Genomic DNA, 24,050 nt, shown 5'->3' with positions numbered 1-24,050 from the left:
TTTAGAGTAAATTTTTTTAATCTAATCTAGAAAATCAGTACATCGCAAAAAGCTCCTAATGTAAATTAGTTGAAAATCTTCCAGAAATGAGGTCTAATAAAAGTAGGAAGGGTCAAATATAGTCAAACTAAGGAGGGTTTCCTGATGTTCCCGTTTTTTAATAAAGATTTTTGGAAATCAATGATGGAAGGTCAAAAAGAATTGGAAATGAAGGCGCCAAACGGGGCAATCTATCGGTTTACTACCAATGCTATGGATGACAAAACATTTAATAAGTACAGGATGAAATTAGAAGAAGCAGTAAAAAATAAAGATCAAACGTTATTTGATCAGACATGGGAAGAATTAACCACTGCTAATCAATTGAAAACAGATATTGAAAATGAATTTCAAAAGTTTTCAAGTGAGATGCAAAAGTTTTTCGCAGAAACAAGTCCATTGTTCAACTTTTCAATCCCATTGTTAAATGATTTTAATGAAAGATCTTTCCTATCTGAAGAACAAATTGATAAACAAATTGCCCATTATGAAGATAAAATTAAACAACTTCAATCTATGAAAAATAATATGGACAATGAAAAAAGAAAACTGGAATTGAAGAGTAAAATTGATGAAAACAAAAGATTACTTGATGAAAAACTGGATGAATTCTCGAAAAACCTTGATAATGAAGAAATGAAAAAACAGCTGACGGATGAAATGACTCAAATAAACCAAGTAATTAAACAATTGGAAAGTGAATTACAATCGTTATCGTAAAACTAAAAGACTGAGGCTGTCCAACGCCCAACAGATACACGTTTTTTCATTCCGCATATGGACAAATTAGTAGCTACATCTTTACCAGTGCCCAAAAAAGTCTACCGATGCAGGCAATGGTAGCGAAGAGAACTATGTCTATGCCGTTGGGGAAGAAAAAGAGCCGCGATTTGATTTCCTTAATCCTTATGGCAGCTATTTACAAGAACAAACTCATAAGAATAAAAAAGATATCAACAATGCAGCTTTCACCTTGGGGGACTCGACAAAGTTCATGTCGAGTTTGGAATCCTGGCTTTAGCCCAAAACATACTGAAAGTAATGGCACTAGCCCGTTACTTTCAGATAAAATACGAAGGCAAGAGGAGAAAAATAAAAAATTTATCTCCTCTTGCCTCTTTTTAAGGACTTATCTGACCGCCCTTTTCTATTCTTGCAACATCACAGCCAGCTTCAGATATACTTTTTACTGCAATGCACCGGACGCTTTTACCCGAACCCTTGTAGCATTTCCCGGCAAGTATGCCAATGGGACGTCTTCTATATCCACGATAACGAGGCTGTCTTTGTCGGCACCGGCATTGACTGCTTCTGCCTTCGCCTCTTCCTTCGCTTGTTCCAACGCATTTTCACGTCCAACTTCATCCAGCAAATAGATTTTTTCGATTTGGCCGCTCACTTGAGAAATGGCAGATCCAATGGCATTGGCCACTCCGGAATGCTCCGGACGAATCACCTGGGAAGCACCCTTTAATTCCGTCGGGAAGAGAATACTTCCTCCACCGACTAAAATTACCGGAATCGGGTCTGCACTAGTCTTTATCTTATCGATTGCTTCTTCGACCATTTCTACCATTTTCCCATACACTTTTTCGAGCAATTCCTTATCGAGATGGGCAACCTTCGACGGGTCTCCGAGTTCCGCTTTTCCGAGGGCAACGGCAACGTCCGTCGTGGTGAGGGTATCTCCGCCAAAGATTAACGCCTTTTCCGGTAAGCGATAGCCGACACTGTCTGGCCCGATCGTAAATTCCCCGTTATCCTTTAACCGGACGATGGTACCCCCGCCTAAACCGATGGAAACTAAATCAGGCATGCGGAAGTTGGTACGTGCTCCGCCGATTTCCACAGCTAAGGCAGATTCCCGCGGGAAGGAATTTACTAGAATACCTACGTCTGATGTGGTACCTCCCACGTCAACGACAATGGCATCCTTTAAGTCTGCCAAATAGGATGCTCCCCTTAATGAGTTCGTTGGTCCGCATGCAACAGTGAAAATAGGGTATGTCACTGCGTAGTCAATGGACATAAGCGTACCATCATTTTGTCCGAAAAATACGTTCGCTTCTATTCCCTCGTTTTTAAGGGCCTGAATAAATCCTTGTGCGGTAGTTTTTGCCACATTTACGACCGATGCATTGAGGATAGTCGCATTTTCTCTTTCCAGCAATCCGACAGAGCCAATTTCAGAAGAAAGGGAAATAGCAATCTCTGAACCTAGTACTTCCGTGAAAATGTCCCGGGCCCGTTCTTCATGTTCCCTTGAGACCGGTGAAAAGACGGAAGTAATGGCAACGGAGCTTACTTTTCCTTTTATTTCTTCCGCAATCTTGTAAAGATGGGCTTCATCTAAATGAACAATTTCACGTCCATCAAATTCATGCCCGCCGCGAACGAGATATACATATTTTCCAAGGACATCCCGAAGGTCCTCCGGTACCCCGGTAAGTGGTTTTACCGCTAATGTCGCTGGAGCACCAATACGGACGACAGCAATTTCATTCAGCCCTTTTCGCTCCACGATCGCATTTGTACAATGGGTTGTTCCGAGCATGGCATAACGGATTTTTTTCGTATCCACCTTTGCCTCGGTAATGACTTTATGCATCGCCGCGTAAATTCCCGTTGTTACATCTTTCGTTGTTGATGATTTCGTTTCTGCCACCACCTGATTATGTTCATCGAGCAACACGGCATCGGTATGAGTTCCGCCAACATCTATTCCAATACGATAGGTTTCCATTACTTTTGCCCCCCTCTTTTCACAAGCTCTTCTACCGGAACATAGTCCAGATCATAGCCAAAATATCTTGGACCGACCGTTTCGATTCCTTTTTCGGTCCGCCATTTCGGATGACATGGAATTCCGATAACAACACATCTCGCACCATAGCGGATTCCTTCCGTTGTAATCGGCAAACCGGTCTCTGCATCCAGTACAGCAATGAGGTCCGGTGTTACACAAAGCAGCTGTTTCTCGGTTTGTGCGATTAAATGTTCATTTTGGAAACGAAGCTGTAACGTTTCATCTTTATAATCATTCATTCCCTCAAAGGTTGCGACACCTCTGGCAAAGCCGGATTCTGTTTTCCGGTCAATATCGACTACTTTACCTAGGAATAATTCAAATCCTCCTACGGTTTTCAGCACTTCCTGAATGGCATTGACATTATTCGCCTTCGCAAGCCGGATTGTTTTTCCGATTTCTTCTTCCAGCTGCAAAATGTTTGGAATACCGCTTTCCTTCAAGTTTTTCCCTCGCATGGAATACATGGCGTTCATTACCGATCCGCCCATTTGAATCGTTGCAGCACGCGCGATTCTTTCAGTCCAAACATTATCGATAGTGGATAATAAGGCGGTATTGCCTTTTTCATCCGCAATGACAGCAGGCGTTGCGGAAATGCCGTCTAGATAAAAGGTAACCATTTGCAGTTCCGGAAAAGCTCTTCCCATTCCGTCGGCATCCACTACTGGAAGCCTCAATCTGGCAGCAAGGGCGAAAGGAAGCATTGAGTTTAATCCACCCGCTTCAATAGGAAAAGTTGCATAAACCTTTTCCCCTAAATATTCTTCCAGCTTTTGAAAGGCTTCGATTGCTTCTTCTCCGCTAGGAAGCTTCTCCAGCATAACCGTTGGCGCCCCCATCATCGATGAAGGGACGACCAGCGCATCATCAGGAACTTCATCCGGTTCTAATACGGTGACCGGACCAAATTCCTCAATGGCTTGCAGCGCCATTAACTTTCCGATATAAGGGTCACCGCCCCCGCCAGTTCCAAGTAAAGCTGCACCAACAGCAATATCTTCAATTTCCTGTTTTCCTATCTTTCTCATTCATAATCCTCCATACATTGATTATTTATTAAGCCACATTTCGTTCCAGCTGCTTTTTATATTTCTTAACGAGTACAGCACCAACGTAATATACCAAACCACTCATAACTAAAGAGTTAATGGAAGGAATACCGATCGTAATCAGATACCCGGAAGCAAATCCTGCGATCCAGGCGATAAAAGTGACCGGATGCATATTGCTGATTTTCTCTGGCAATTTTCCTTCTTTTCGTGATTCGTCCAATTCTTTCCGGTGGGTTTTTAAAATGAAATATTCCACTACGATAATTCCTGCGATTGGCGGTACGAGAACGCCAAGGAATGTAAGGAATCCGACAAAGTGATCCAAAATTCCCATAATCGAAAGAACCGTGCCGATAACCCCAATTACGAGTGTAACCATACCCCGATTTAATTTAATATTAAAGACGGAGTCAAAAATATTTGTAAACCCAAGGGATGATGAATATAGATTTAAGTTATTAATTTTTACGGTAGATAAAATGACGACGAATGCACCAAACCAGCCAGAGGTTGTCACCATAATGCTTACAACGTCGTTCGTTTTGGCAGCAAGGGCCATCAGTACTGCAATCATATTAATTCCCAATTCTCCAATGAGAACCCCAATGGTTGCCATCCAAAAAACATCTTTGCCGTTTTTCGCGAAGCGGCTAAAGTCCGGTGTAATAACAGCACCGATAATAAATCCGCCGGCTACCATCGTCGCTGCTGCTCCCATGGACATTGGCTCTCCAGCAGGGGAAGCAGACATTAAGTCTATTATTGAATGATCCTTCAATACTTTAAAAATTCCGTATCCAACGGCCAATAAAAAAAGAGGAACGGTAATTGTAGCAGTAATACTCAATAGTTTAAAACCAAAAATCACAAGTACTGTAACACCAAGTCCTGTGATCGTCGCTGCGACTGGAAGGGATAATTTGCCTCCGGTTGCTTCTACAATTCCGTTCGCAAATACCGAGTTCTGTACACCAAACCAGCCGATACAGGAGATCGCAATGACGGCACCGATAATACTGGAACCATGTCTGCCAAATCCCGTCCATCTCGATAGCAGACTCGTAGAAAGTCCTTCCCGTGCTCCGGCATAACCGAGAAGAAAACTAATGACTTGCAAAATGACACTGCCGAACATGGTAGCCCAAAAGGCCTGCCAAAATGTCATCCCATATCCCAGGGAAGCTCCAAGAATAAATTGTGATATGGTCGCCAACGCCCCAACACGGACAATCGTAATACTCCATAGCGATTGCCGTGCAGACATCGGTACCCTTGTCAGTGAATAATCATCTCCCATTGCTGCTTTATTATTTGCTCCGTTACCCATTATTCATATCCTCCTATGTTTGCTTTACTATTTACAAAGGTTCAACGAATGTAATAACCCTATGTATTCAATTTTCTGACTATTTAGGTTAAATATTCAACACTTCTGCTATCGCGAAATAAATTATATTCCATTTTTTCTGACATATTTCGTTAAATTAAAGCTATTCATGGCTCTTCAAATTGCGGCTAATTACGGTTTATTCGTAGAAACATATTTTTCATTCAATTCATCGAATAAGGATTCAAGAATCTGAATCGCAAGTACCACCTGTTCTTCAAAATCCTTTCCCTTATACAATTTAATTCCCCAAAAAACGCCATTACCGATAAGGACAAATTGCTTTATTATACGATTCATTTCTGCATCTGTAATCTGTGGATAACTTTTCCGCAAGCTCGACTGCAACGTGTCAACAAGCCAGTTATTATATCGCTGCATATGTTGATGGAGATATTGGGAAATTTCATCAATCGGTGATGTCACCAGTGAAATATACGCATCCGTTCCTTGCATATCCCCAGTATGGTGGGATACAATCCCATGAATCATTTCCGTAAAAATCTGTTTCACCGGCTTGTCCTGATTTTCATGGAAAATGCTCTCCATTTTCTGAAAGTGACGGTCTAACAGCTGTTGAAAAGCAGCGATAAATAACTCTTCCTTATTTTTATAAAAAAAATAAATCGACGCCGGCTTAATCCCAACTTCATCCGCGATTTTTTTCATCGTTGCCCCATGATATCCATATAAGGCATAGTTTTTCAGAGCGGCACTAATCAATTTTTTATGCAATATATCACCACCTAATGAATGTTAGCTTTGATTATATTCCTTATTTTTCGACATGTCAACAATTTTTTTGATAATTTACGTTAAATAAATTATTTTTACTATAAAAAGAAAGGGGCTGTCCAAAAATTCATTAATTTTGACTTTTTGGACAGCCCCAGTTTTTACTTAGACCATAAGAAGTTTTATTCGATTACCTTTTAACCGCCCGAATCACGGTAAAAAATGTCCGTCACTTTCCTGTAATGGAGTTGATTATGTTTCGCTTTTTTTACTTTTCTCAATGCCAACCACCAAAGAAACACCATAAACGGAATAATGATCATTAACCAAACCTTTTCTTTTAACAAAATATAGTCGTATAAACTGTGCAATAAAATTGGAAAAACTAATGAATAGAACATCCATGGATGATGTTCGTCCTGTTTCATAAACTTTGCTTTTCCAATATAATATCCCATGATTACGCCAAATAATGCATGACTGGATACCGGTAAAATAGCTCTGCCTATCGCATATTTGATGCCATTTCCTAACAAATATAATATGTTTTCAGCTGTAGCAAACCCCAGTGAAATGGACACCCCATAAACAATCCCGTCATAATGCTCATCAAATTCCATAGATTTATAGATAGTAAAATAAATGATAAACCATTTAAAAAACTCTTCTAAAAAACCGGTGGTAAATGCTTTTACGGAATCGAGCGGCAACACTTGCTCTTTTTCCAGTACATATTGTATAAACATAATAGGGAATACCATAATCATGCCAAGTAAAAATATGCGAAATACTTCTTTGAGAGGTTCCTTCTCGTATTCATCTTTTAAGTAAAAATAGGATAGAAGGGCAAAACCAGGTGCAATACCGGCTGAAATGATTGTAAACATGACCCGCCTCATTTCAATTCTTTTTTACCATCGTATCATGAATAAAAAAAATTGAAAATATGTAAAAGACTGTTCACTTGGAGGATTTTATGAAGAAAATAGTTGTTATTCTTACTGGTGGAACGATATCAATGTATGAAGATGCGAATTCAAAATCTGTTAAGCCACATTTATCCAATCCATTATTAGATAAAGCTGATGAAATGGAAAAAATGGCCGATATCATTTTCGAAACTCCATTCAATCTTCCATCACCACATATTACACCAAAAGAGATGTTACAAATAAAGAAAATCATCGATCGTTATCTTGAAAAAGGTGGTGTTGACGGATTTGTCATTACCCACGGAACAGATACTTTGGAAGAGACAGCATACTTCTTAAATTTGACCATTGAAACCGATGTTCCGATCATTATTACCGGTGCAATGCGGTCAAGCAATGAAATTGGTACGGACGGATTTTATAACTTTTTAACATCGATTCGCACGGCGGTTCACGATCAAGCAAAAAGTAAAGGTGTTCTTGTCGTATTAAATGATGAAATCCATACCGCAAAAAATGTAACAAAAACACACACGAGTAATTTATCAACTTTCCAAAGTCCGCAATATGGACCGATAGGCATTGTTACAAAAAAAGAAATTGTTTTCCATTATCAGCCAAAATTGGAATCAAAGCTGACAATTAAAGAGCTGACAAAGCGAGTTGAACTTGTCAAGGCATACGCCGGCATGGATGCATCACTTTTTTACTATCTAAGTCAAATGAATATTGACGGTTTGGTTATCGAAGCACTTGGACAAGGCAATTTACCGCCGATGTGTTTGCCGGGGGTTAAAGCATTATTGGATAAAAAAATTCCAATTGTCCTAGTCTCCCGCTGTTTCAACGGTATTGTCGAGGATATTTATGCATATGAAGGCGGCGGCGTTCAATTAAAACAAATGGGAATCATATTTTCAAACGGATTAAACGGTCAAAAAGCAAGAATCAAATTACAAATAGCTTTAGAAAAAACAAATGATCTTAAAAAAATTGAATCTTGGTTTCATGAATAGTTGTTTTCCTTTACTGATCAAGTCGAAACTATATTTATACAACGTAAACTAAGAGGATAGCATACTTTTCCTATCCTCTTCTCATTATCGTTACTAAGAAAAAGCGATGTTTTGTAAGTTAGTTTTCTTTTGATTTGGTCAATACCACCTATCCAAAAACAAACGCCATTTTTTACACTTAATTTTTCAAAAAGAACTATTGCTTTCGGATCTCTTTTTTTTAAGTAGTTTCTTACAGACAGAGCAGGTCCATTTTCTAAGATATTATGAATTTAATCGTTTTTTTATTTCACTGGCAATTAAGTCCCCGTGAAATCGACCGTTTTCAATAAAAATTTCATTTGCATTGTTTCCGGCAGCAATCACACCGGCAATAAATATACCTTCCACATTAGTTTCCATTGTTTCTTCGTTAAAAAATGGTCGACCGGTTACCGGATCGATGGTTACCCCCATTTTAGTTAGGAAACGATGATCCGGATGGTACCCTGTCATCGCAAAAACAAAATCATTAACTATTTCTTCTCTTTTTCCGTCAACCTCATAGATAACTGAATTTGGAGTTATTTCAATTACATTCGCTTGAAACACCATCGCAATCTTTCCGTTTCTCACCATTGCCTCAAATTCAGGCAACACCCATGGTTTAATATGATTTGAATATTCGGAACCGCGATACAAGACCGTTACTTTCGCTCCTGCTTGCTGAAGTGCCAAAGCCGCATCGACACTTGAGTTTTTACCCCCGATAACAACAACATTTTGGCCAAAGTAAGGATGTGCCTCTTTAAAATAATGGAATACTTTCGATAATTCCTCTCCGGGTATATTCATATCGTTTGGGTGATCATAATACCCGGTTGCGATGATAATAAATTTTGCTTCATATCGATCCTTTGAGGTAGTTACGGTAAAAAGGTCTCCAGTTTTCCCCACCGATTCGACTGCTTCAAACGGTGCAATCCGCAGTTGTTTTATTTTGACCACTTCACGATAATATGCCAAAGCTTGATTGCGAGTCGGTTTGCGGTTTTCCGTAATAAAAGGAACACCGCCAATTTCCAATCGATCACTTGAGCTGAAAAAAGTTTGGTGTGTTGGAAATCGATAAATTGAATGAACAATATTTTCTTTTTCAATAATTAATGGGTTGATCCCAATTTCTTTTAAACGAATAGCTGCAGCTAACCCACAAGGACCGCCGCCAACGATGATGCACTCCTCATAATGCATAGTAAATCCTCCTCAACAAGTTCATCTGATGTGACCGTTAATTTCTTTTAATCTAATGATAGGAGAATAAGGGCATTCTTTCAACATTAATTTAAAGCGAGTTAAGTGGAGGTTTAAACTTAAATTAATGGAATAAGGCAATTCCAGCATCTGGAATTGCCTTATTCAATCAATTTTCGTACTTAAAAAAATACAATAATTAGACCCAACCTCGAAAACGGCATGCTTCTGCTAATTTACGAACACCAACCATATAAGCAGCTAACCGCATATTTATTTTTCTGGTGGCAGCGGTATTGTAAACATTATTGAACGCTCGGACTATAATTTTTTCTAATTTCTCTTCTACTTCTTCTTCTGACCAGTAATATCCTTGATTATTTTGTACCCACTCAAAATAGGAAACGGTCACGCCCCCCGCTGAAGCTAACACATCAGGGACGATTAATTTTCCGCGTTCCGTTAAAATTTTTGTTGCTTCTAAAGTTGTCGGACCATTTGCGGCCTCAACAATAATATTTGCTTTAATACGATGTGCATTTTCTTCGGTGATCTGATTTTCGATTGCAGCCGGAATAAGTATATCGCAATCTAATTCCAGTAATTCCTGATTGGAAATCGTATTTTTAAATAAATTCGTTACCGTTCCAAAACTGTCTCTTTTATCCAGTAAATAATCTATATCCAAACCATCCGGATCATACAACGCACCGTAAGCATCAGAAATCCCGATTACTTTGGCACCGGCATCATGCATGAATTTTGATAAAAAGCCGCCAGCATTACCGAATCCTTGAACGACAACACGGGCTCCTTCTAATTGAAATCCCTGCTTTTTGGCTGCTTCACGGATACAAATCGTAACACCTTTAGCCGTTGCAGAATCTCGTCCATGTGAACCGCCTAAAACTAACGGTTTCCCGGTAATAAATCCCGGTGAGTTAAATTCATCAATCCGGCTATATTCATCCATCATCCACGCCATGATTTGCGAATTAGTAAAAACATCCGGTGCCGGAATATCTTTTGTCGGACCGACCAACTGACTGATCGCTCTTACATAGCCGCGACTTAAAGCTTCCAACTCTCGAAACGACATTGTCCGTGGATCACAAACAATCCCGCCCTTTCCTCCACCATAAGGCAGGTCGACAATCCCACATTTTAAACTCATCCAAATGGACAGTGCCTTGACTTCCCGCTCAGTAACATTAGGATGAAAGCGGATTCCTCCCTTTGTCGGACCGACCGCATCATTATGTTGTGCCCGATAACCGGTAAAAACTTTCGTTGTACCGTCATCCATCCGAACCGGAATCTTTACTGTAATCATCCGGAGAGGTTCTTTTAACAATTCATATACGTCTTCTGAGTAACCTAATTTATCAAGTGCTTCACGTATTATCGTTTGCGTTGATGCTAATACATCATTTTTTTCTTCAGTATCGAAATGCTCTGAACCCTTTTGGGTGGTCATTTGTAAACCTCCTAATACACCGACAAATATTTGTTATTCAAAACTAAGTATACACAGAATTTAATATAATGCAAGGAAAATGACAGGGTTTGCAGGACTAAAGCAACATGAATCGATATGAGTCTCTTTTCATAAGAGACTCATAGATTTTGGAAATGTTTCATCAAGATTTGAATGGCAGATTCATTGATTAAACATCGACCGTATTCTTCAAGAAATGCATATGTGATGGGGGAATTGTCCCCGTATTCAGAGAGGATTGAGGAGATTTGGTCAATTTTTGTTTCATCGTTAATCAGTAAATATAAATAGTAATGATTTTTATAGGTAAAAAGCGAGCCTCCCTGCCAAACCGGATAAATCCGGTGGGCAAATTGGAGCAAGTTTTCTATATCTGTAAAAAGATATAAGAACTCTGCATTTACTTGAGTGGAGTCATTCCAATCTTGAGATTGAAATAGATCATTTTCAAAACTAAAATCATCATCCTCTTTTAACGTGAACGAAATAACCAACCCTTGAGTTTGAAGAGAATATACCTCTGTAATAATTGTCCCTTCCATAAATTGTTCAAATTCCTCATAGGCTTCGTTTATCATATTGAAAAAGAGTTGATGCCATTTTAAAGAATTTTTATCCACATCATCCTCTGAAAGTCCAAGTTCCACCAATTCATCATATGTCAAAAAAATTTTTATTTGGTTTCCATCAATTCGCTCTAACCGCATAAGTTCGGCCTCCTGACTGTTGCAACTCCTATTGTATCGTATGAAAAATTTAATTATTTGTTCTTGGTACAGTCATAATTTCAGGAAACCGCTCCTCATTTATTTTCATGATACAAATTTATATCATATTTATTTTTCATCATTTCAAATACAAGATGGCGTTTTTCCCATCCTTCACCTTTCCATAAATCCGCACTTTTATCAATAATTTCGCAACGCAGCGCATGATATTCCTTTTCATATTTATCCATCTGCTTTTTCAAGACATTCATATATCCAAATAATCCAAACAAGGCGAATAAATAATACCCATTCTGTGAATTTGATACAAAAGTATTGAACATCTCAGCAGCCGAGTATGAATTTGGTTGGTAAACCGATATATATAAATAAATTCCGTACATAATAAATCCAAACACTGTTAACCAAACAACAATCAGATGACGTTTTTCATATTTATCAAACTTTCTTTTTCGCTTAACAACATTTTGCAACATTTCTTTTGTTGCTTCATCGGTCCAATCTTCCAAATTTTTAATAGCATCTTCCACAACAACCCAGCTCCCCCATACATAATATCTATATATTAAAAATATGGGCAAGCTGTACAACATATTCCTTGAGTTTTCCATTAAAAATCAGAGGGATGGAAAAATTCCCTCTGCTTGAACTCTCTATTCAAATTCAACTTGTTCAAAATGATCATCGTCTTTAACCGGATCTTCCTCTGAATGAAGAACATGATAATAGTAGATAAGACCTATCGTAATCGGTAATAGCAAAAAAATAAACGCTAAAATTTTTATTAAAGGATTTTGCATTTTCCTTTTTTTCTTTTTCTTCTTTTTGGCAGCTTCCCGTTTTTTCTTATGATACTCGCTCCGTGACGGCAAATGGGAAGCCATGATCGTCTCTTCTTGTTGTTGTTGAGACAATTTCCTCAATCGTTCTGCCTGATCCTGTTGCACCATTATCAGCCACTCCCTTTAATTAAACATCCCAACCTTTTATTTCTGTTTGGGGAGGTTTTTAAAATAAATAAACAGCCCTAATAAACAATCGATAACAAAGTGCATAAAGAACGAAACGGCCAGATTTCCTGTCCACTCATATATGAAACCGATAAAAAAACTTAATACCATGACATCAAAAAATAAAAATTTATTGAATAAATAACGGAAATGAACGAGTGCAAAAATAACACTTGCCGTGACAAGACCAAATTTCGTTTGCAAGACACCGCGAAACAATAATTCTTCACAAAACGCAACGAGCAGAGTCATGAAAATAATCGGAACAACACCACGATTTGTAAATAATCGTTCATTAATTCCCCCATCATCAAAATACGCTAAGGGTAAAAATTTCATTAGTAAAAAATCAATGAAGACAACAAGCGTCCCTGCTCCTCCGCCAATTATGAGGATGGATTTGATGTTACTGAAATCGAATAATTGAAAGACGTCTAGGAAATCCGGAAAAAGGAAAAAGGCAAGGAGGACCGCAATAAAAAAAATTAGTGCTTGAGAAATGTAAAAATTTAATAAAAGTTCCTGATCGGACAATTGGTCAATCATTTGTTTTTGTCGATTTTTCACTTCATATCTCCATTTCTATCGAAAATAGTTCCGCCAGTCTATGTCGCCAATTAATCGGAAGAACCTGTTTCTTTAGTGCATTTGCTTGTTGATAACATGATAAATCGAGTCCACAATTATCGCAACAATTATCGTGTCTTTCTCTTTTTGTTTCCTGGAAGCTCATCAGCAATCGCTCTCGCCGACAACCTTCATATTCAATCCAATCTGTTATTTCTTGCAGTTTCACCTTTTTAATTGCCAGCCTTTCGTCAATAAATGAACGCAATTTCCTTTTAAAATCATTTTCGTCTTTACTATTTATATAAAACTTCCATAACAGTCGCCATTGTACTTCGGTATAACCTTCAGGGACTGCTGTTTTCTCCGGGACATTCCCGTCTATATTGTTGAGAAAATTTTTCAATCGTTGAATCCGTGAAAAATGGTCGATTTGAATATCGCTTGGATATTCGGATTCTAACAATTGTTGTTGGAGAAAGATATCGTCGTCCGCATAAAGCATAACAGCAATACTTTTTTCTCCATCTCGTCCGGCACGACCAATTTCCTGTAAATAAGATTCGAGATTGATCGGTGGATGAAAATGAATAATATAACGGACATTTTCTTTATTTACACCCATGCCAAATGCACTTGTTGCACACATTATTTTTAATTCATCATATAGAAATTGTTGTTGAAGTAATATCCGCATTTCTTGATCGATCCCGGAATGGTAAGCTGCCGCCGGGCCAAGAGAACGTTCATTCAACTCTTTTGCAACTTCATTTGCCAATTTTTTACTGGAAAAATATAAAATACCGGGGCCTGTTAATTGCTTGACCAGTTCAAACAAATGTTGTTTTTTTGTCTGATAATCTCGGACTTTGATTACTTGTAAAGCGATATTTGGCCGATCTACAGAATTAATATATTCCTCGGCATTTTCCATATGTAAGAACTTTTTAATATCATTTTGAACATCTTCCCGGGCAGTCGCTGTTAGTGCTAAGGTAACAGGATTTCCCAACTCGCGGCGAATCCGTCCCAGTTCAAGGTAATCAGGACGAAAATCATATCCCCACTGGGAAATACAGTGAGCTTCGTCAATAACTAATAAAGAAACTGGAACGGACTTTATTTTTTTAAAAATAAAATCGTTTTGGATTAATTCAGGCGAAATATATATAAATTTGTACTTGTGAACGTTCTGCAAAACCGATCGCCTTTCCTCCCTTGTTAAAAACGAATTGATGGCAACAACCCGTTTTTCACCGCGTATTTTCATCTGCTCAACTTGATCCTGCATGAGTGAAAGCAACGGGGAAATAATTAAGACCATCCCTTTCATTAAGTAACCCGGCAGTTGGTAGCATAATGATTTCCCTGTTCCGGTTGGTAAAAGCGCCAACGTATCCTTTCCGTTCAAAATGGATTGAATAATTTCCTTTTGTCCTTTTCGAAACTGAGTATAAGAAAATTTTTCATATAAAATCTTTTCTAACTCCATTTTCCCACCTATTTTTTCCTAATCATAATTAAACATCATTTTTGTCATTCATTTTGGATAAGACTAAGCGAATTGAAAAATAATCAATATCCGTCAAATAGTCTTTAATCGTTTTTAATTTTCTCGTTTGTAAAAGGTTTACCGCTTCGGTTATTCGTTTTTGTGTTTCTGGTTTTACATAAGTTTCAATTGAAAATGTCGGATCCAGTAAAGCAATTTCAATGATATGGTCTTCAATGGTACTTTTCTTTAGTTTACGAAATTTTGCAATTTCCTCAACGTTCTTTCCATATTTTAAAAATTTATATGTTTCCCAACTTGAACTGGTTAAAGTCCACGGTGACTTTCGATCAGCGAGCAATGAAGAAAGGATTGGAAATTCACCTCTTTCATGCCAAATGGTTTTGATCATAAAATGAAGGCAGCTGCGAAATGCTAATAGGTAATATGTCTCGTCTACAGCAGCTTGTTTGGCAATTTGCGTTGAGGTGTAGCCCGGTTTTTGATAGCCGGTAAATCTCGCTACGATATAATCAGGATTTTCTCGGTTCTGTTCACAAATTTCAAAAATTGTAAAAAGTTCATGATATAAGCGTAGTGATAATTGTTTTTTGTTATAAATTTGCCGCTTCTCTCCAAGCCAACGTTTCACCCAGTTTTGGATTGGATAGTCTCTAACAACCGGAATAAATTTCGTTTCACTATAGGCCCAATTAGTAAGTATTTGAATGAGTAGGGTTAGTCTTTGCCAAAAAAGTTGTTCAATTTTGTGAAATTGCCAACCATTTAAGTGGTCCGGTATCGGATATCCCGACATCAACTCGGAAAGTACTTTTTTGCCTGAATCAGTCAGCGTGACCGTTTTATCGGAAATAACTATTGACCCGGTTTTTTCTAATTTTTTCACTGTATCAATAAAAGCATCAGCGTCCATTTCCGGGTATACTGAGTAAAGATGTTGTAATGAATACCAAACTGCATCTTGTAATGTTTGTGTCGATTTTTTTCCGGTTAACAAATATTGGACAGCTTTAATTGATCGCTCATCTTTAAATTGGTATATACAGTACAAAATTAAAGCATAAAAGTAGTTCACAGGTATCACCACCTTTATTTTACCATGAATTCGTTGCAACGAATGGTTTTCTTTTCTCCAGGTAGATTTTCAACTAATTGTCAATAATCAACAAGGTTGGATCATTTCCAGCTACAAATCTATTGAAAAGTCTTTGCCCGAGTTTTACAATAAAAGATGTCTTCCCTTCGTTCATGTAAAGAGAGACGAATAAATAAAGGAGGCTATAATGGAATGGGCAAATATACAATCGTTGACAAAGAAACATGTATCGCATGTGGTGCCTGTGGTGCTGCTGCTCCAGATATTTATGATTATGATGATGAAGGTATTGCATATGTAATACTTGACGATAATACCGGTACGAGTGAAGTACCTGAAATATTAGAAGACGATATGATGGATGCTTTCGAAGGCTGTCCGACTGATTCCATTCGTGTCAGTGATGAACCTTTTGATGGGGACCCGGACAAATTTGAGTAATGTGTAAAAGGACCGATACTATTCATATCGGTCCCTTTATACTAATGTTTAATATCTATACCTGGTTAAATGCAGACTGTTGTTTTTGAATCCAACTTTGCATCCTGATATATAATCCAAAGAAAACAGCGGATATTAATATTCCTTTTAGTAAATTAAACGGCAAAATCGCTTGAACAACTACTTCATTCGGCAAGTGGAAATTTAAAAAGTAGCCATACATCGGGATAAATACAAAATAATTCAGTACACTCATCACAAGTGCCGTAATCACACTGGCAGTTGCTAAAGCAATGGTTAAGCCTTTTGTCGTTTTAATTTTTAGATAAACAAAATACGTTGGCAAAATAAAACAGATTCCGGTGACAAAATTGGCAATATGACCAACTGGGACACCTGTTTCACTGCCGGTTGAAATTAAATCCAATAAATTTTTAATTAACTCGATTAGTATTCCTGCTGCCGGTCCCATAATCATGGCCCCTATCAACGCAGGAATATCACTAAAATCAATTTTTAACCACGTTGGGAAACCCGGGAGTGGAAAGTTCAGGAGCATTAAAACATACGCGACTCCACTAAGCATTCCAATGGTTACAAAAGCTTTGACATTAAATTTTTTCATTTCTACCTCTCCTTTTTTGTGATTCATCACAAAAGAAAGAAGAAGAATTGGTTTCGATTTCTTCCTCACAATAAAACCCCGAGAAAAATTCCTCGGGGAGATTGTTTAATAGCAGGTTAAATAAACGTCCTGAAATGAAAACAGAACAAACCGAAACCTCCATCTTCTCCCATCCAGACTATACTGTCGGCTTTGGAATCTCACCAAATCCTGTCTAAAAATTAGACTCGCGGGCTTAAAGGATACACCTTATTACCGCCGGTCGGGAATTTCACCCAGCCCCGAAGATGAACCATATTTTTTATTTAATATACTATATAAAAACAAAATTGTAAAGTAGAAAAACCTACATCCTGCGTATTTTTAGTAAAAAGATAAAATGAAATGGATCTAAAACCTCCGAATGGCCGGGCATGCTTTTCTACTGTTCCACCACTAATTGTTGGCCGGGTACAATGATTTCACTCTGTAAATCATTTAATTGTTTTATATCATGAACTGTTGTTTCGTACTTATTGGCAATTCCCCAAAGCGTATCACCGGATTTAACTGTGTACTTATCGGATAGCGTTTTACCCACCTCTACAGCTTTGGTAGGCATTGAACCGGCACTAACATGCTGGCCGATTTCCCCGATACCGAAAATTTTTGTCGGGTCTATGGAGTTCTCTTTCGTTTCCGTCCATTCATTTTGATGTATTTCAAAATGCAAATGGGGGCCCGATGATTCACCAGTACTGCCCATCAATCCGATCTTCTGCCCTTTAGCAACCATTTGTCCTTCTTGAACTTCTCTTTTAAACAAATGGGCATAGACCGTTTCATAACCTGTTTCATGTTTAATAAACACAACATGACCATATGTATCAGAATAATATGATTTACTTACACGACCGTCATCGACAGATAATACCGGAGTCCCTGTTACATCGGCGATATCAATTCCTTTATGTTGACCATTCCTTGTGCCAAATACATCGGTAATAACACCGTCTGCAGGCCAAATCCATGACAGTTCCATCCCCTCGGCCCTTGCGATTGATTGCTTACTTCCGATAATAAGAATGGTGATAATTACCATCATAATTATGCCAAGCAGCAGTCTTTTTATATATTCAACCATTATTTTCCTCCTAAAATTAATCATACCTTCGAACATTCTCAAATAGTGCTTGTCCAAAAAATGACAATAAAACCACATTACATTATTATGATTATTTCACCTAAGTTTATTCGGAAAAAATGAAAAAAATGTGAATGTCGATGGAAAAAATTGTTTTTGAATCATTTAACAATGATTAATATGGCAACTCATTTATGGTGTCACTGCATGTAAATCAATTAAATTTGGCGCAACAGGAACATCAGGCGTGCCATCAACAGAAAGCATCACGGTCTTGAAACGATGAAAAACGTTTTTTCGGATTATTTTTCGACGATCCTTCACGACCTAATGACCCGGCTTTTTCGGTTGCCATCTCCATCTTTGAATTTGCCTAGTCATCTAGATAATCTGGATTAAATAATTTTCCAGCGAAAAAAATGACGAAAAGCAGACCGACGACCTTTGAGGTGGGGGTCTTACTTCCCGTTAAGGTGATAAAGTGAAACTTCCCGGAAATTTATACCCAAAACGTATAAAAAAAGGGCGCCCATACATTCTAACTACTTTTATGATGGGAAAGCCCTTGTATTTAAGTGTAATGCATAAAAACTGGCTGCTAACTGGCCGCCGCCGCTTTTCTATGTTCCGTATGAAACAAGATTTATCGGCAAATATTTACAACTTTCTTTAATTTTCTTGTGGTAAAACGAAAACAAATGTCGTACCTTGGCCGATTTTACTTTTTACATAAATCGTTCCTTGATGGGCATCAATAATGTTTTTAACAATGGCCAGCCCAAGACCGGTTCCGGATCTACCTCTCGTTCTCGCTTTATCGGCTTTATAAAATCGTTCAAAGACAAACGGAAGATCTTCTTCAGGAATGCCGGACCCATTATCGGACACTTCAACTTGGAGCCCTTTTTCGCTATCTTTAACAATGATTCGGACCAGACCGTCTTCATGTGTATGGCGAATTGCATTATCCACTAAATTCGTCAGTACTTGCTCGATACGATCCGGATCAAACGTATAAACTTTTTTCAATGTTTCTACTTGTATTTCTAATCGGACATTACTAACCTTTGCAACCCCCATAAACTTTTTAGAGATTCGCTCAATGAATGGTTTTATTTCAACATTTTCTTTGTACAGGCGCATTTGACCCGATTCTAACCTCGCCAAGTCGAGCAACTCATTAACTAGCCGCCCCATACGCTGAGATTCCTCATTAATAACCGTGGTAATTTCTTTTCGCTCTTGTTCACTGGCGGCAATATCATCCATCAGCGCCTCACTGTACCCTTGCAACATGGCAATAGGGGTTCTTAATTCATGAGAGACATTTGCAATAAAATCTTTCCTGAGTTTATCCAGTTTTCTTTCTTCAGTCATATCACGCAATACTGCAACTGCACCACGAATCGATTGTTCATCAAATTGAGGCGTAACAATAACTGTCCAATATTTCCCTTGAAAAGAAATTTCTCCTGTTTGTTCTGTTTCATTCGCAACCGCATCGTTAATCAGGTTGATTAATTTTTGAGGTATTTTGGAAGTATCATTATTAATTTCTTGTTCTTTTTCCCATGCTTTAATAAATTGTTGTGCCGGCGGATTCGTAACGATGATTTCCCCTGCTTTATTAAAGGTAATCACTCCGTCAGCCATACTGCTTAAAATACTTGATAATTGCTCTTTTTCCTGTTTTAATGCGGTCACATTAATCTTCAATTGTTTCCGCATTTGATTAAATGTTTTCGCCAATTCACCGATCTCATCACGTGTTAAAATCGGTACTTTTACATCAAATTTTCCTTTCGCGACTTCGGCAGCAGATTCACGCATTTTCCGAAGCGGGGCAGTAATTCTCGTTGACAAGAAAAACGCAAAAACGGTTGTTAAGATAAAGGCAATTAAAGCAGACCACATAATAATTTTATTAGTGGCTTTCATTGTATCATTCATGACATCTAATGACTGGTATATAAATACAGCACCTTTTTGATTGGAAAATTTATCCAGCGGTACGCCAATCATTAATGCTTGATCGACATTGCCCGTTTCCGAGGATAATTGTATTTCTTTTTTGACTGTTTTGTTACCAGTGAAAACCTTTTTAAATACAGGATCATTGTAAAAATAGTTTAAAGTAAATTTTTCAGCATCATCTTGTTGTGAATAGTATATATGATCCTCATCGGTAATAATAATTGCGTTTGTTACATCATCCAACAATTCCCAGGCAACTTCCAAACCAAATTCCAAATCGTCATGCCTCTCAAGATTAACCGCAATCCTATAAGCCGTATTCGTCAAAGAATCTGTTGCTCGTTCACCAACAAAATCATTGAAAAATTGAATGATTAAAACTAATAACACAAATAAAACAACGAAAACGAGCAATAATATCGTTGCCCAAAGTTTTAAGACAACACTATTCCATTTCATTCATGAACGACCTCGAACTTATATCCCACGCCCCAAACCGTTACAATCATTTTTGCCGCTTCTTCCGACACTTTACTTAATTTTTCCCGTAAACGCTTGACATGGGTGTCGACGGTGCGCAAGTCCCCGAAAAATTCATAATGCCAAACTTCCTTTAATAATTGCTCTCGGTCAAATACTTTATCAGGGGTTTTGGCCAAAAAATACAGCAAATCATATTCCTTAGGAGTTAAACTTACTTCTTTTCCGTTTGCCAATACACGATGCGCATCATGATCTATTGTTAAATGTGGGAATACCAGGACATTCTTTGCTGTTGTATCTGTTTGTAAAAAGCCTGTTACAGACGATCTTCTTAAAAGTGCCTTTACGCGAAGAACAACTTCTCGTGGACTAAACGGTTTGACAATGTAATCATCTGTACCGACTTCAAAGCCTTGAACCCGGTTTGCCTCCTCACCTTTTGCCGTCAACATAATGATTGGTGTTGCTTTCTTATCTCGGATTTCCCGACAAACGTCTATGCCGTCTCTTCCGGGTAGCATTAGATCAAGTATGATCAAATCATAATCATTTGCCAGTGCTTTTTCTAAAGCTTCGTTTCCTTCTTGTGCTTCATCGATCAAATAATTTTCCCGCTCTAAATACATTTTCAATAATCTTCTAATCCGTTCTTCATCATCAACAATTAAAATTTTCACTTCTTGTTCCATAAGGTTAACCCTCCTTACCAATATTGTACAAAAATCGACAACTTTTTTCTATATTTATTTCACGATTACAAAAGTGACCAAAAAACTTTTTGTCACTACTAGTATAAATGTTCCCATAAAAAAAGTCTCCAATAATGAATAATGGAGACCGCCAAAATGTGACAAATACGTCACATTTCACTTATTTCATTCAAAAAACTTTTACATATAGAGTCAAAATTCACTGTTCTTATCAATAATTTTTAATAGGACGATCACACATAGGAATGTAATCCGGCAATAATCAGGTTGACAAAAACAAGATTAAACATAATGATGCCAAATCCGATGACCGCAAGCCAGGCTGATTTTTCACCATGCCAACCTTTAGAAAGGCGTAAATGAAGAAAAGCAGCGTAGAAGAGCCAAGTGATCAATGCCCATACTTCTTTTGGATCCCATGCCCAAAACCTGGTCCACGCAATTTGGGCCCAAATCATCGCAAAAACGAGTCCGCCGAGTGTAAATACAGGAAATCCGATCAATACTGATCGATAGCTGATTTCATCGAGAAAATCGGCATTAATTTTTTTCACAAACGGATGAAATAGCCGGGCTGCCTTTTTCCTTGTTATTAAGCGAATCAATATATAAAGAACCGTGCCTGCAATAAAGGACCAAATAACTGTATTAAATTTTTGTGCTTCAAGGATTGCAGGCATTTCCAAGATTGGTTCCATTCTTCCTGCTGTTAACAAGTTCCATTCATTGGGTCCCAAAATTGCAGGTAAAGTATATTTTAATGTGGAGGTATTTCCTTCTTTATCCACCCATTCAAAAACGGCTTGATAGTTCATTATTGAAAAAACCAATTTAATCATGATAAATCCAATAACGGCATTGATACAGTATAAGATCATTTCCAAAAAAAATTGTTTCTTTGGAGGTGCTGATGCGTCAATCGTTTTGATTAAATAAATTAATCCGGCAATAAAACTAATCGACAAAATTGCTTGTCCGGCTGCGGTTGTCATCACATGAATGGGCAGCCAATAACTTTGTAATGCCGGGATAAGCGGCGTTACATCTTTCGTAAACATGCTGCCATAAGCGATGATGATTAAAACAATCGGCAGGGTAAACAAACCGAGAACGGTGGATCGATAAATTGAATAAATGATAATAAAGGCTCCCACCATCATAATGCTAAAAAACGTAATAAATTCAAACATATTGCTAACAGGTGCATGTCCTGCCGCAATCCACCTTGTAATAAAATAACCGAGTTGAGAAATAAATCCCAAAATCGTGAGCGTCATAGCGATTTTTCCGCTTCGAACCGGTTTATTCTGATAAGGACTGCCTTCTAACCCTTTTTTCTGTCTAATCGCTCCCCCAAAAAATAAAATTGCTACCAAATAGAAAACAAAAGCTGCAAATAATAAATTGCCGCTCAGTTCAACCAACTGACTTCCCCCCTTGTCCTTCCATGGCTTTCTTTTCTTTTAACAAAGTTTGATCAACGGGAACTGGAATTTTTGTTCCGTGAACGATCGTTTCAATCTCCTTTGCAAAACCGTACCAATTTTTATTTGTATGACCGGCTAACAAAATGACTCCGTTTTCTTGTTTCAACCAGATCCTGCGATGGTACCAGAACGAACCCTGCGCAACACCAATCAAAAATATTACGCCGCCCAACGCAATAATCGGCAAAGTTAAATCTTTTCTGACCGTCAATCCACTATAATTCACAGTATCTACTGATTTGAAAGTCATTTTATATTTATTTTCACCTATCGGTTCGATCGTCTGTTGAATGGCAGCAAAACTAACTTCTCCTTGTGGTTTGTCCGGTGTAACCATTTTAAAAGCAAAAGCCGGATTTACCGGTTTACTCGATTTTGTTGAAGGTTCACCATCTACTATTTGAAAATCAGGAAAATAGCTCATTAACTCAACGTGATAACCGTTACCTAAATCATAGTTTTCCTCAGGATTTGTTAAATCAATCGTAATGTCCCCAAATGTTTGTCCGCTTTGTTTATCGGTTAATGAAAATGTCATTTTTGCAATTTCGTTCAAGCGATAACTTGATTGATAGATAGCATATTGATCAAATTTTAATGGTTTATTCACTTGAATCTGGTAATCTTCCAATTTATGTAATTTCGGTTTCTCCCCGGGTAATGACGCTTCTGCTTTATACAACGTAATATTAGACTGGTAGTTTTTGACAACCCCACCTTTTTGGTTAAGCGCTTCCTTATATACTTCACCATCGGATTCATCATATAGTTCCAAAATAAATTGGTGATTCGTAAGATAGTATTCTTTATTTGTACCGGGGATTGCTAACGTATCGCCTTCTTTAATCCATAGCGCTTCATTCACATAAAATCCCGGTGCAAAACGAAGCATAGCTCCAATGAGAAAAATAATTAATCCAATATGATTGATATAAGGGCCCCATCTGGAAAACCTGCCCTTTTCCGCCAGCAAATTCCCGTTTTCTTCCATCACGTTATAACGTTTTTTCGTTAATCTTTCTTTTACTATCGCAATATCTCCAACGGTATTATCAATCTGTTTTTCACTATATAGTCGTTGCCGTTTTAAAAACCCGGAATTGCGAGTGACTTTTTGATTTTTCAATGCTTTGTACAGAGGGATAACCCGGTCCAGACTACAAATGACTAACGAAACACCAATGGAAGCAATCAGTAATAAGTACCACCAAGATCCGTATAAATCATGGAAACCAAGCGTATAATAAATTTTCCCAAACCAGCCATATCTTTCCTCATAATATTGATTCACCGGTATTTGTATCGACAAATTTCCTTCCTGCGGTAAAACGGTTCCGATAATTGAAGCAATTAGCGTAACGACGATTAAGGTTACTCCGACTTTCACTGATGAAAAAAAATTCCACACTTTATCAATAATCGTTTTGTTATATGTTTGGGATCTTCTTGCACTCCCTTCATATCTCATATCCAGCAGTTCATTTTGATTCATCTTTTCGTCTAATATTTTTCCGCATGCTTCACAAAGAATGGTTCCATGGGGGTTGATATGACCGCATTCACACTTTACTTTTTCCATGAACTTCCCCCCC

The 24,050-nt window shown here is 37.9% G+C and carries 23 protein-coding genes and 1 riboswitch; of the genes, 3 read left to right on the top strand and 20 right to left on the bottom strand.

The window, feature by feature from the left end:
• Positions 1-144 precede the first annotated feature (144 nt).
• Positions 145-759: a hypothetical protein gene (locus LIZ98_RS03620; RefSeq protein WP_227138987.1), complete on the top strand. Its 615-nt coding sequence runs from the start codon at positions 145-147 to the stop codon at positions 757-759.
• 466 nt (positions 760-1,225) lie between these two features.
• Here the strand turns inward: LIZ98_RS03620 and LIZ98_RS03615 are convergent, their stop codons facing one another.
• The 5 genes from LIZ98_RS03615 to prsW all read right to left on the bottom strand — a co-directional run bounded on the left by LIZ98_RS03615 (position 1,226) and on the right by prsW (position 6,909).
• Positions 1,226-2,782, bottom strand: a complete 1,557-nt coding sequence (locus LIZ98_RS03615) for a hydantoinase/oxoprolinase N-terminal domain-containing protein (RefSeq protein ID WP_227138988.1) — start codon at positions 2,780-2,782, stop codon at positions 1,226-1,228.
• Positions 2,782-3,876 (bottom strand): S-methyl thiohydantoin desulfurase family protein, encoded by a 1,095-nt coding sequence (locus LIZ98_RS03610; protein WP_216407383.1) that lies wholly within the window; start codon positions 3,874-3,876, stop codon positions 2,782-2,784. Before LIZ98_RS03610 ends, LIZ98_RS03615 begins: the two co-directional genes overlap by 1 nt.
• A gap of 28 nt (positions 3,877-3,904) precedes the next feature.
• A complete protein-coding gene (locus LIZ98_RS03605) occupies positions 3,905-5,227 on the bottom strand; it encodes a purine-cytosine permease family protein (protein WP_227138989.1) in 1,323 nt (440 codons plus the stop codon).
• A 192-nt stretch (positions 5,228-5,419) separates the two neighbouring features.
• Entirely contained in the window at positions 5,420-6,022 is a 603-nt protein-coding gene (locus LIZ98_RS03600) for a TetR/AcrR family transcriptional regulator (protein WP_216407387.1), read from the bottom strand.
• 197 nt (positions 6,023-6,219) lie between these two features.
• The gene (gene prsW, locus LIZ98_RS03595; RefSeq protein ID WP_041846355.1) at positions 6,220-6,909 is read right to left on the bottom strand and encodes a glutamic-type intramembrane protease PrsW; all 690 of its coding nucleotides are present in this window, start codon (positions 6,907-6,909) and stop codon (positions 6,220-6,222) included.
• An 89-nt stretch (positions 6,910-6,998) separates the two neighbouring features.
• On the opposite strand from prsW, the gene LIZ98_RS03590 reads away from it, so the two are divergent.
• On the top strand, positions 6,999-7,970 hold the full coding sequence (locus tag LIZ98_RS03590; RefSeq protein WP_041846354.1) for an asparaginase: 972 nt from the start codon (positions 6,999-7,001) through the stop codon (positions 7,968-7,970).
• Positions 7,971-8,234: 264 nt separating this feature from the next.
• Here the strand turns inward: LIZ98_RS03590 and LIZ98_RS03585 are convergent, their stop codons facing one another.
• The 8 genes from LIZ98_RS03585 to LIZ98_RS18080 form a co-directional block, all read right to left on the bottom strand.
• The gene (locus tag LIZ98_RS03585) at positions 8,235-9,203 is read right to left on the bottom strand and encodes a YpdA family putative bacillithiol disulfide reductase (RefSeq protein WP_227138990.1); all 969 of its coding nucleotides are present in this window, start codon (positions 9,201-9,203) and stop codon (positions 8,235-8,237) included.
• 199 nt (positions 9,204-9,402) lie between these two features.
• The gene (locus LIZ98_RS03580) at positions 9,403-10,680 is read right to left on the bottom strand and encodes a Glu/Leu/Phe/Val family dehydrogenase (RefSeq protein ID WP_041846352.1); all 1,278 of its coding nucleotides are present in this window, start codon (positions 10,678-10,680) and stop codon (positions 9,403-9,405) included.
• 140 nt (positions 10,681-10,820) lie between these two features.
• Complete coding sequence (locus LIZ98_RS03575) at positions 10,821-11,408, bottom strand: adaptor protein MecA (protein ID WP_227138991.1); 588 nt, start codon at positions 11,406-11,408, stop codon at positions 10,821-10,823.
• A gap of 95 nt (positions 11,409-11,503) precedes the next feature.
• The gene (locus LIZ98_RS03570; RefSeq protein ID WP_041846351.1) at positions 11,504-11,959 is read right to left on the bottom strand and encodes a YpbF family protein; all 456 of its coding nucleotides are present in this window, start codon (positions 11,957-11,959) and stop codon (positions 11,504-11,506) included.
• A gap of 123 nt (positions 11,960-12,082) precedes the next feature.
• Positions 12,083-12,379 (bottom strand): hypothetical protein, encoded by a 297-nt coding sequence (locus LIZ98_RS03565; RefSeq protein WP_108898214.1) that lies wholly within the window; start codon positions 12,377-12,379, stop codon positions 12,083-12,085.
• A gap of 36 nt (positions 12,380-12,415) precedes the next feature.
• Positions 12,416-13,006: a CPBP family intramembrane glutamic endopeptidase gene (locus tag LIZ98_RS03560; protein ID WP_227090993.1), complete on the bottom strand. Its 591-nt coding sequence runs from the start codon at positions 13,004-13,006 to the stop codon at positions 12,416-12,418.
• Position 13,007: 1 nt separating this feature from the next.
• On the bottom strand, positions 13,008-14,498 hold the full coding sequence (locus LIZ98_RS03555; protein ID WP_227138992.1) for a RecQ family ATP-dependent DNA helicase: 1,491 nt from the start codon (positions 14,496-14,498) through the stop codon (positions 13,008-13,010).
• Between the two features lie 28 nt (positions 14,499-14,526).
• The gene (locus tag LIZ98_RS18080) at positions 14,527-15,594 is read right to left on the bottom strand and encodes a YpbB family protein (protein WP_227138993.1); all 1,068 of its coding nucleotides are present in this window, start codon (positions 15,592-15,594) and stop codon (positions 14,527-14,529) included.
• A gap of 213 nt (positions 15,595-15,807) precedes the next feature.
• Between LIZ98_RS18080 and LIZ98_RS03545 the strand changes: the two genes are divergently transcribed.
• Positions 15,808-16,056 carry a ferredoxin gene (locus tag LIZ98_RS03545; RefSeq protein ID WP_034770710.1) on the top strand — a complete coding sequence of 83 codons (249 nt, stop codon included), beginning with the start codon at positions 15,808-15,810 and terminating at the stop codon, positions 16,054-16,056.
• A gap of 55 nt (positions 16,057-16,111) precedes the next feature.
• On the opposite strand, the gene LIZ98_RS03540 is transcribed toward LIZ98_RS03545, so the two are convergent.
• The 7 genes from LIZ98_RS03540 to resB form a co-directional block, all read right to left on the bottom strand.
• Entirely contained in the window at positions 16,112-16,681 is a 570-nt protein-coding gene (locus tag LIZ98_RS03540) for an ECF transporter S component (protein ID WP_034770713.1), read from the bottom strand.
• 157 nt (positions 16,682-16,838) lie between these two features.
• A riboswitch (FMN riboswitch) is annotated at positions 16,839-16,974 on the bottom strand.
• Between the two features lie 128 nt (positions 16,975-17,102).
• Positions 17,103-17,804, bottom strand: a complete 702-nt coding sequence (locus tag LIZ98_RS03535; protein WP_227138994.1) for a peptidoglycan DD-metalloendopeptidase family protein — start codon at positions 17,802-17,804, stop codon at positions 17,103-17,105.
• Positions 17,805-17,996: 192 nt separating this feature from the next.
• Positions 17,997-18,128 carry a hypothetical protein gene (locus tag LIZ98_RS17920; protein ID WP_255601990.1) on the bottom strand — a complete coding sequence of 44 codons (132 nt, stop codon included), beginning with the start codon at positions 18,126-18,128 and terminating at the stop codon, positions 17,997-17,999.
• 345 nt (positions 18,129-18,473) lie between these two features.
• A complete protein-coding gene (locus tag LIZ98_RS03530; RefSeq protein ID WP_216405817.1) occupies positions 18,474-20,237 on the bottom strand; it encodes an ATP-binding protein in 1,764 nt (587 codons plus the stop codon).
• Positions 20,234-20,950 carry a response regulator transcription factor gene (locus tag LIZ98_RS03525; RefSeq protein WP_034770721.1) on the bottom strand — a complete coding sequence of 239 codons (717 nt, stop codon included), beginning with the start codon at positions 20,948-20,950 and terminating at the stop codon, positions 20,234-20,236. The genes LIZ98_RS03530 and LIZ98_RS03525 overlap by 4 nt, the downstream gene beginning before the upstream one ends.
• Before the next feature lie 254 nt (positions 20,951-21,204).
• On the bottom strand, positions 21,205-22,395 hold the full coding sequence (ccsB, locus tag LIZ98_RS03520; protein WP_108898220.1) for a c-type cytochrome biogenesis protein CcsB: 1,191 nt from the start codon (positions 22,393-22,395) through the stop codon (positions 21,205-21,207).
• Positions 22,388-24,037 (bottom strand): cytochrome c biogenesis protein ResB, encoded by a 1,650-nt coding sequence (gene resB / locus LIZ98_RS03515; protein WP_227138995.1) that lies wholly within the window; start codon positions 24,035-24,037, stop codon positions 22,388-22,390. Before resB ends, ccsB begins: the two co-directional genes overlap by 8 nt.
• Positions 24,038-24,050: the final 13 nt, after the last annotated feature.

The organism is Caldibacillus sp. 210928-DFI.2.18 (genome assembly GCF_020554505.1).
Taxonomy (GTDB): Bacteria; Bacillota; Bacilli; order Bacillales; family Caldibacillaceae; genus Caldifermentibacillus; species Caldifermentibacillus hisashii.
The sequence above is the reverse complement of the archived record's forward strand: the minus strand, read 5'-3'. Positions and strand labels throughout refer to the sequence as shown.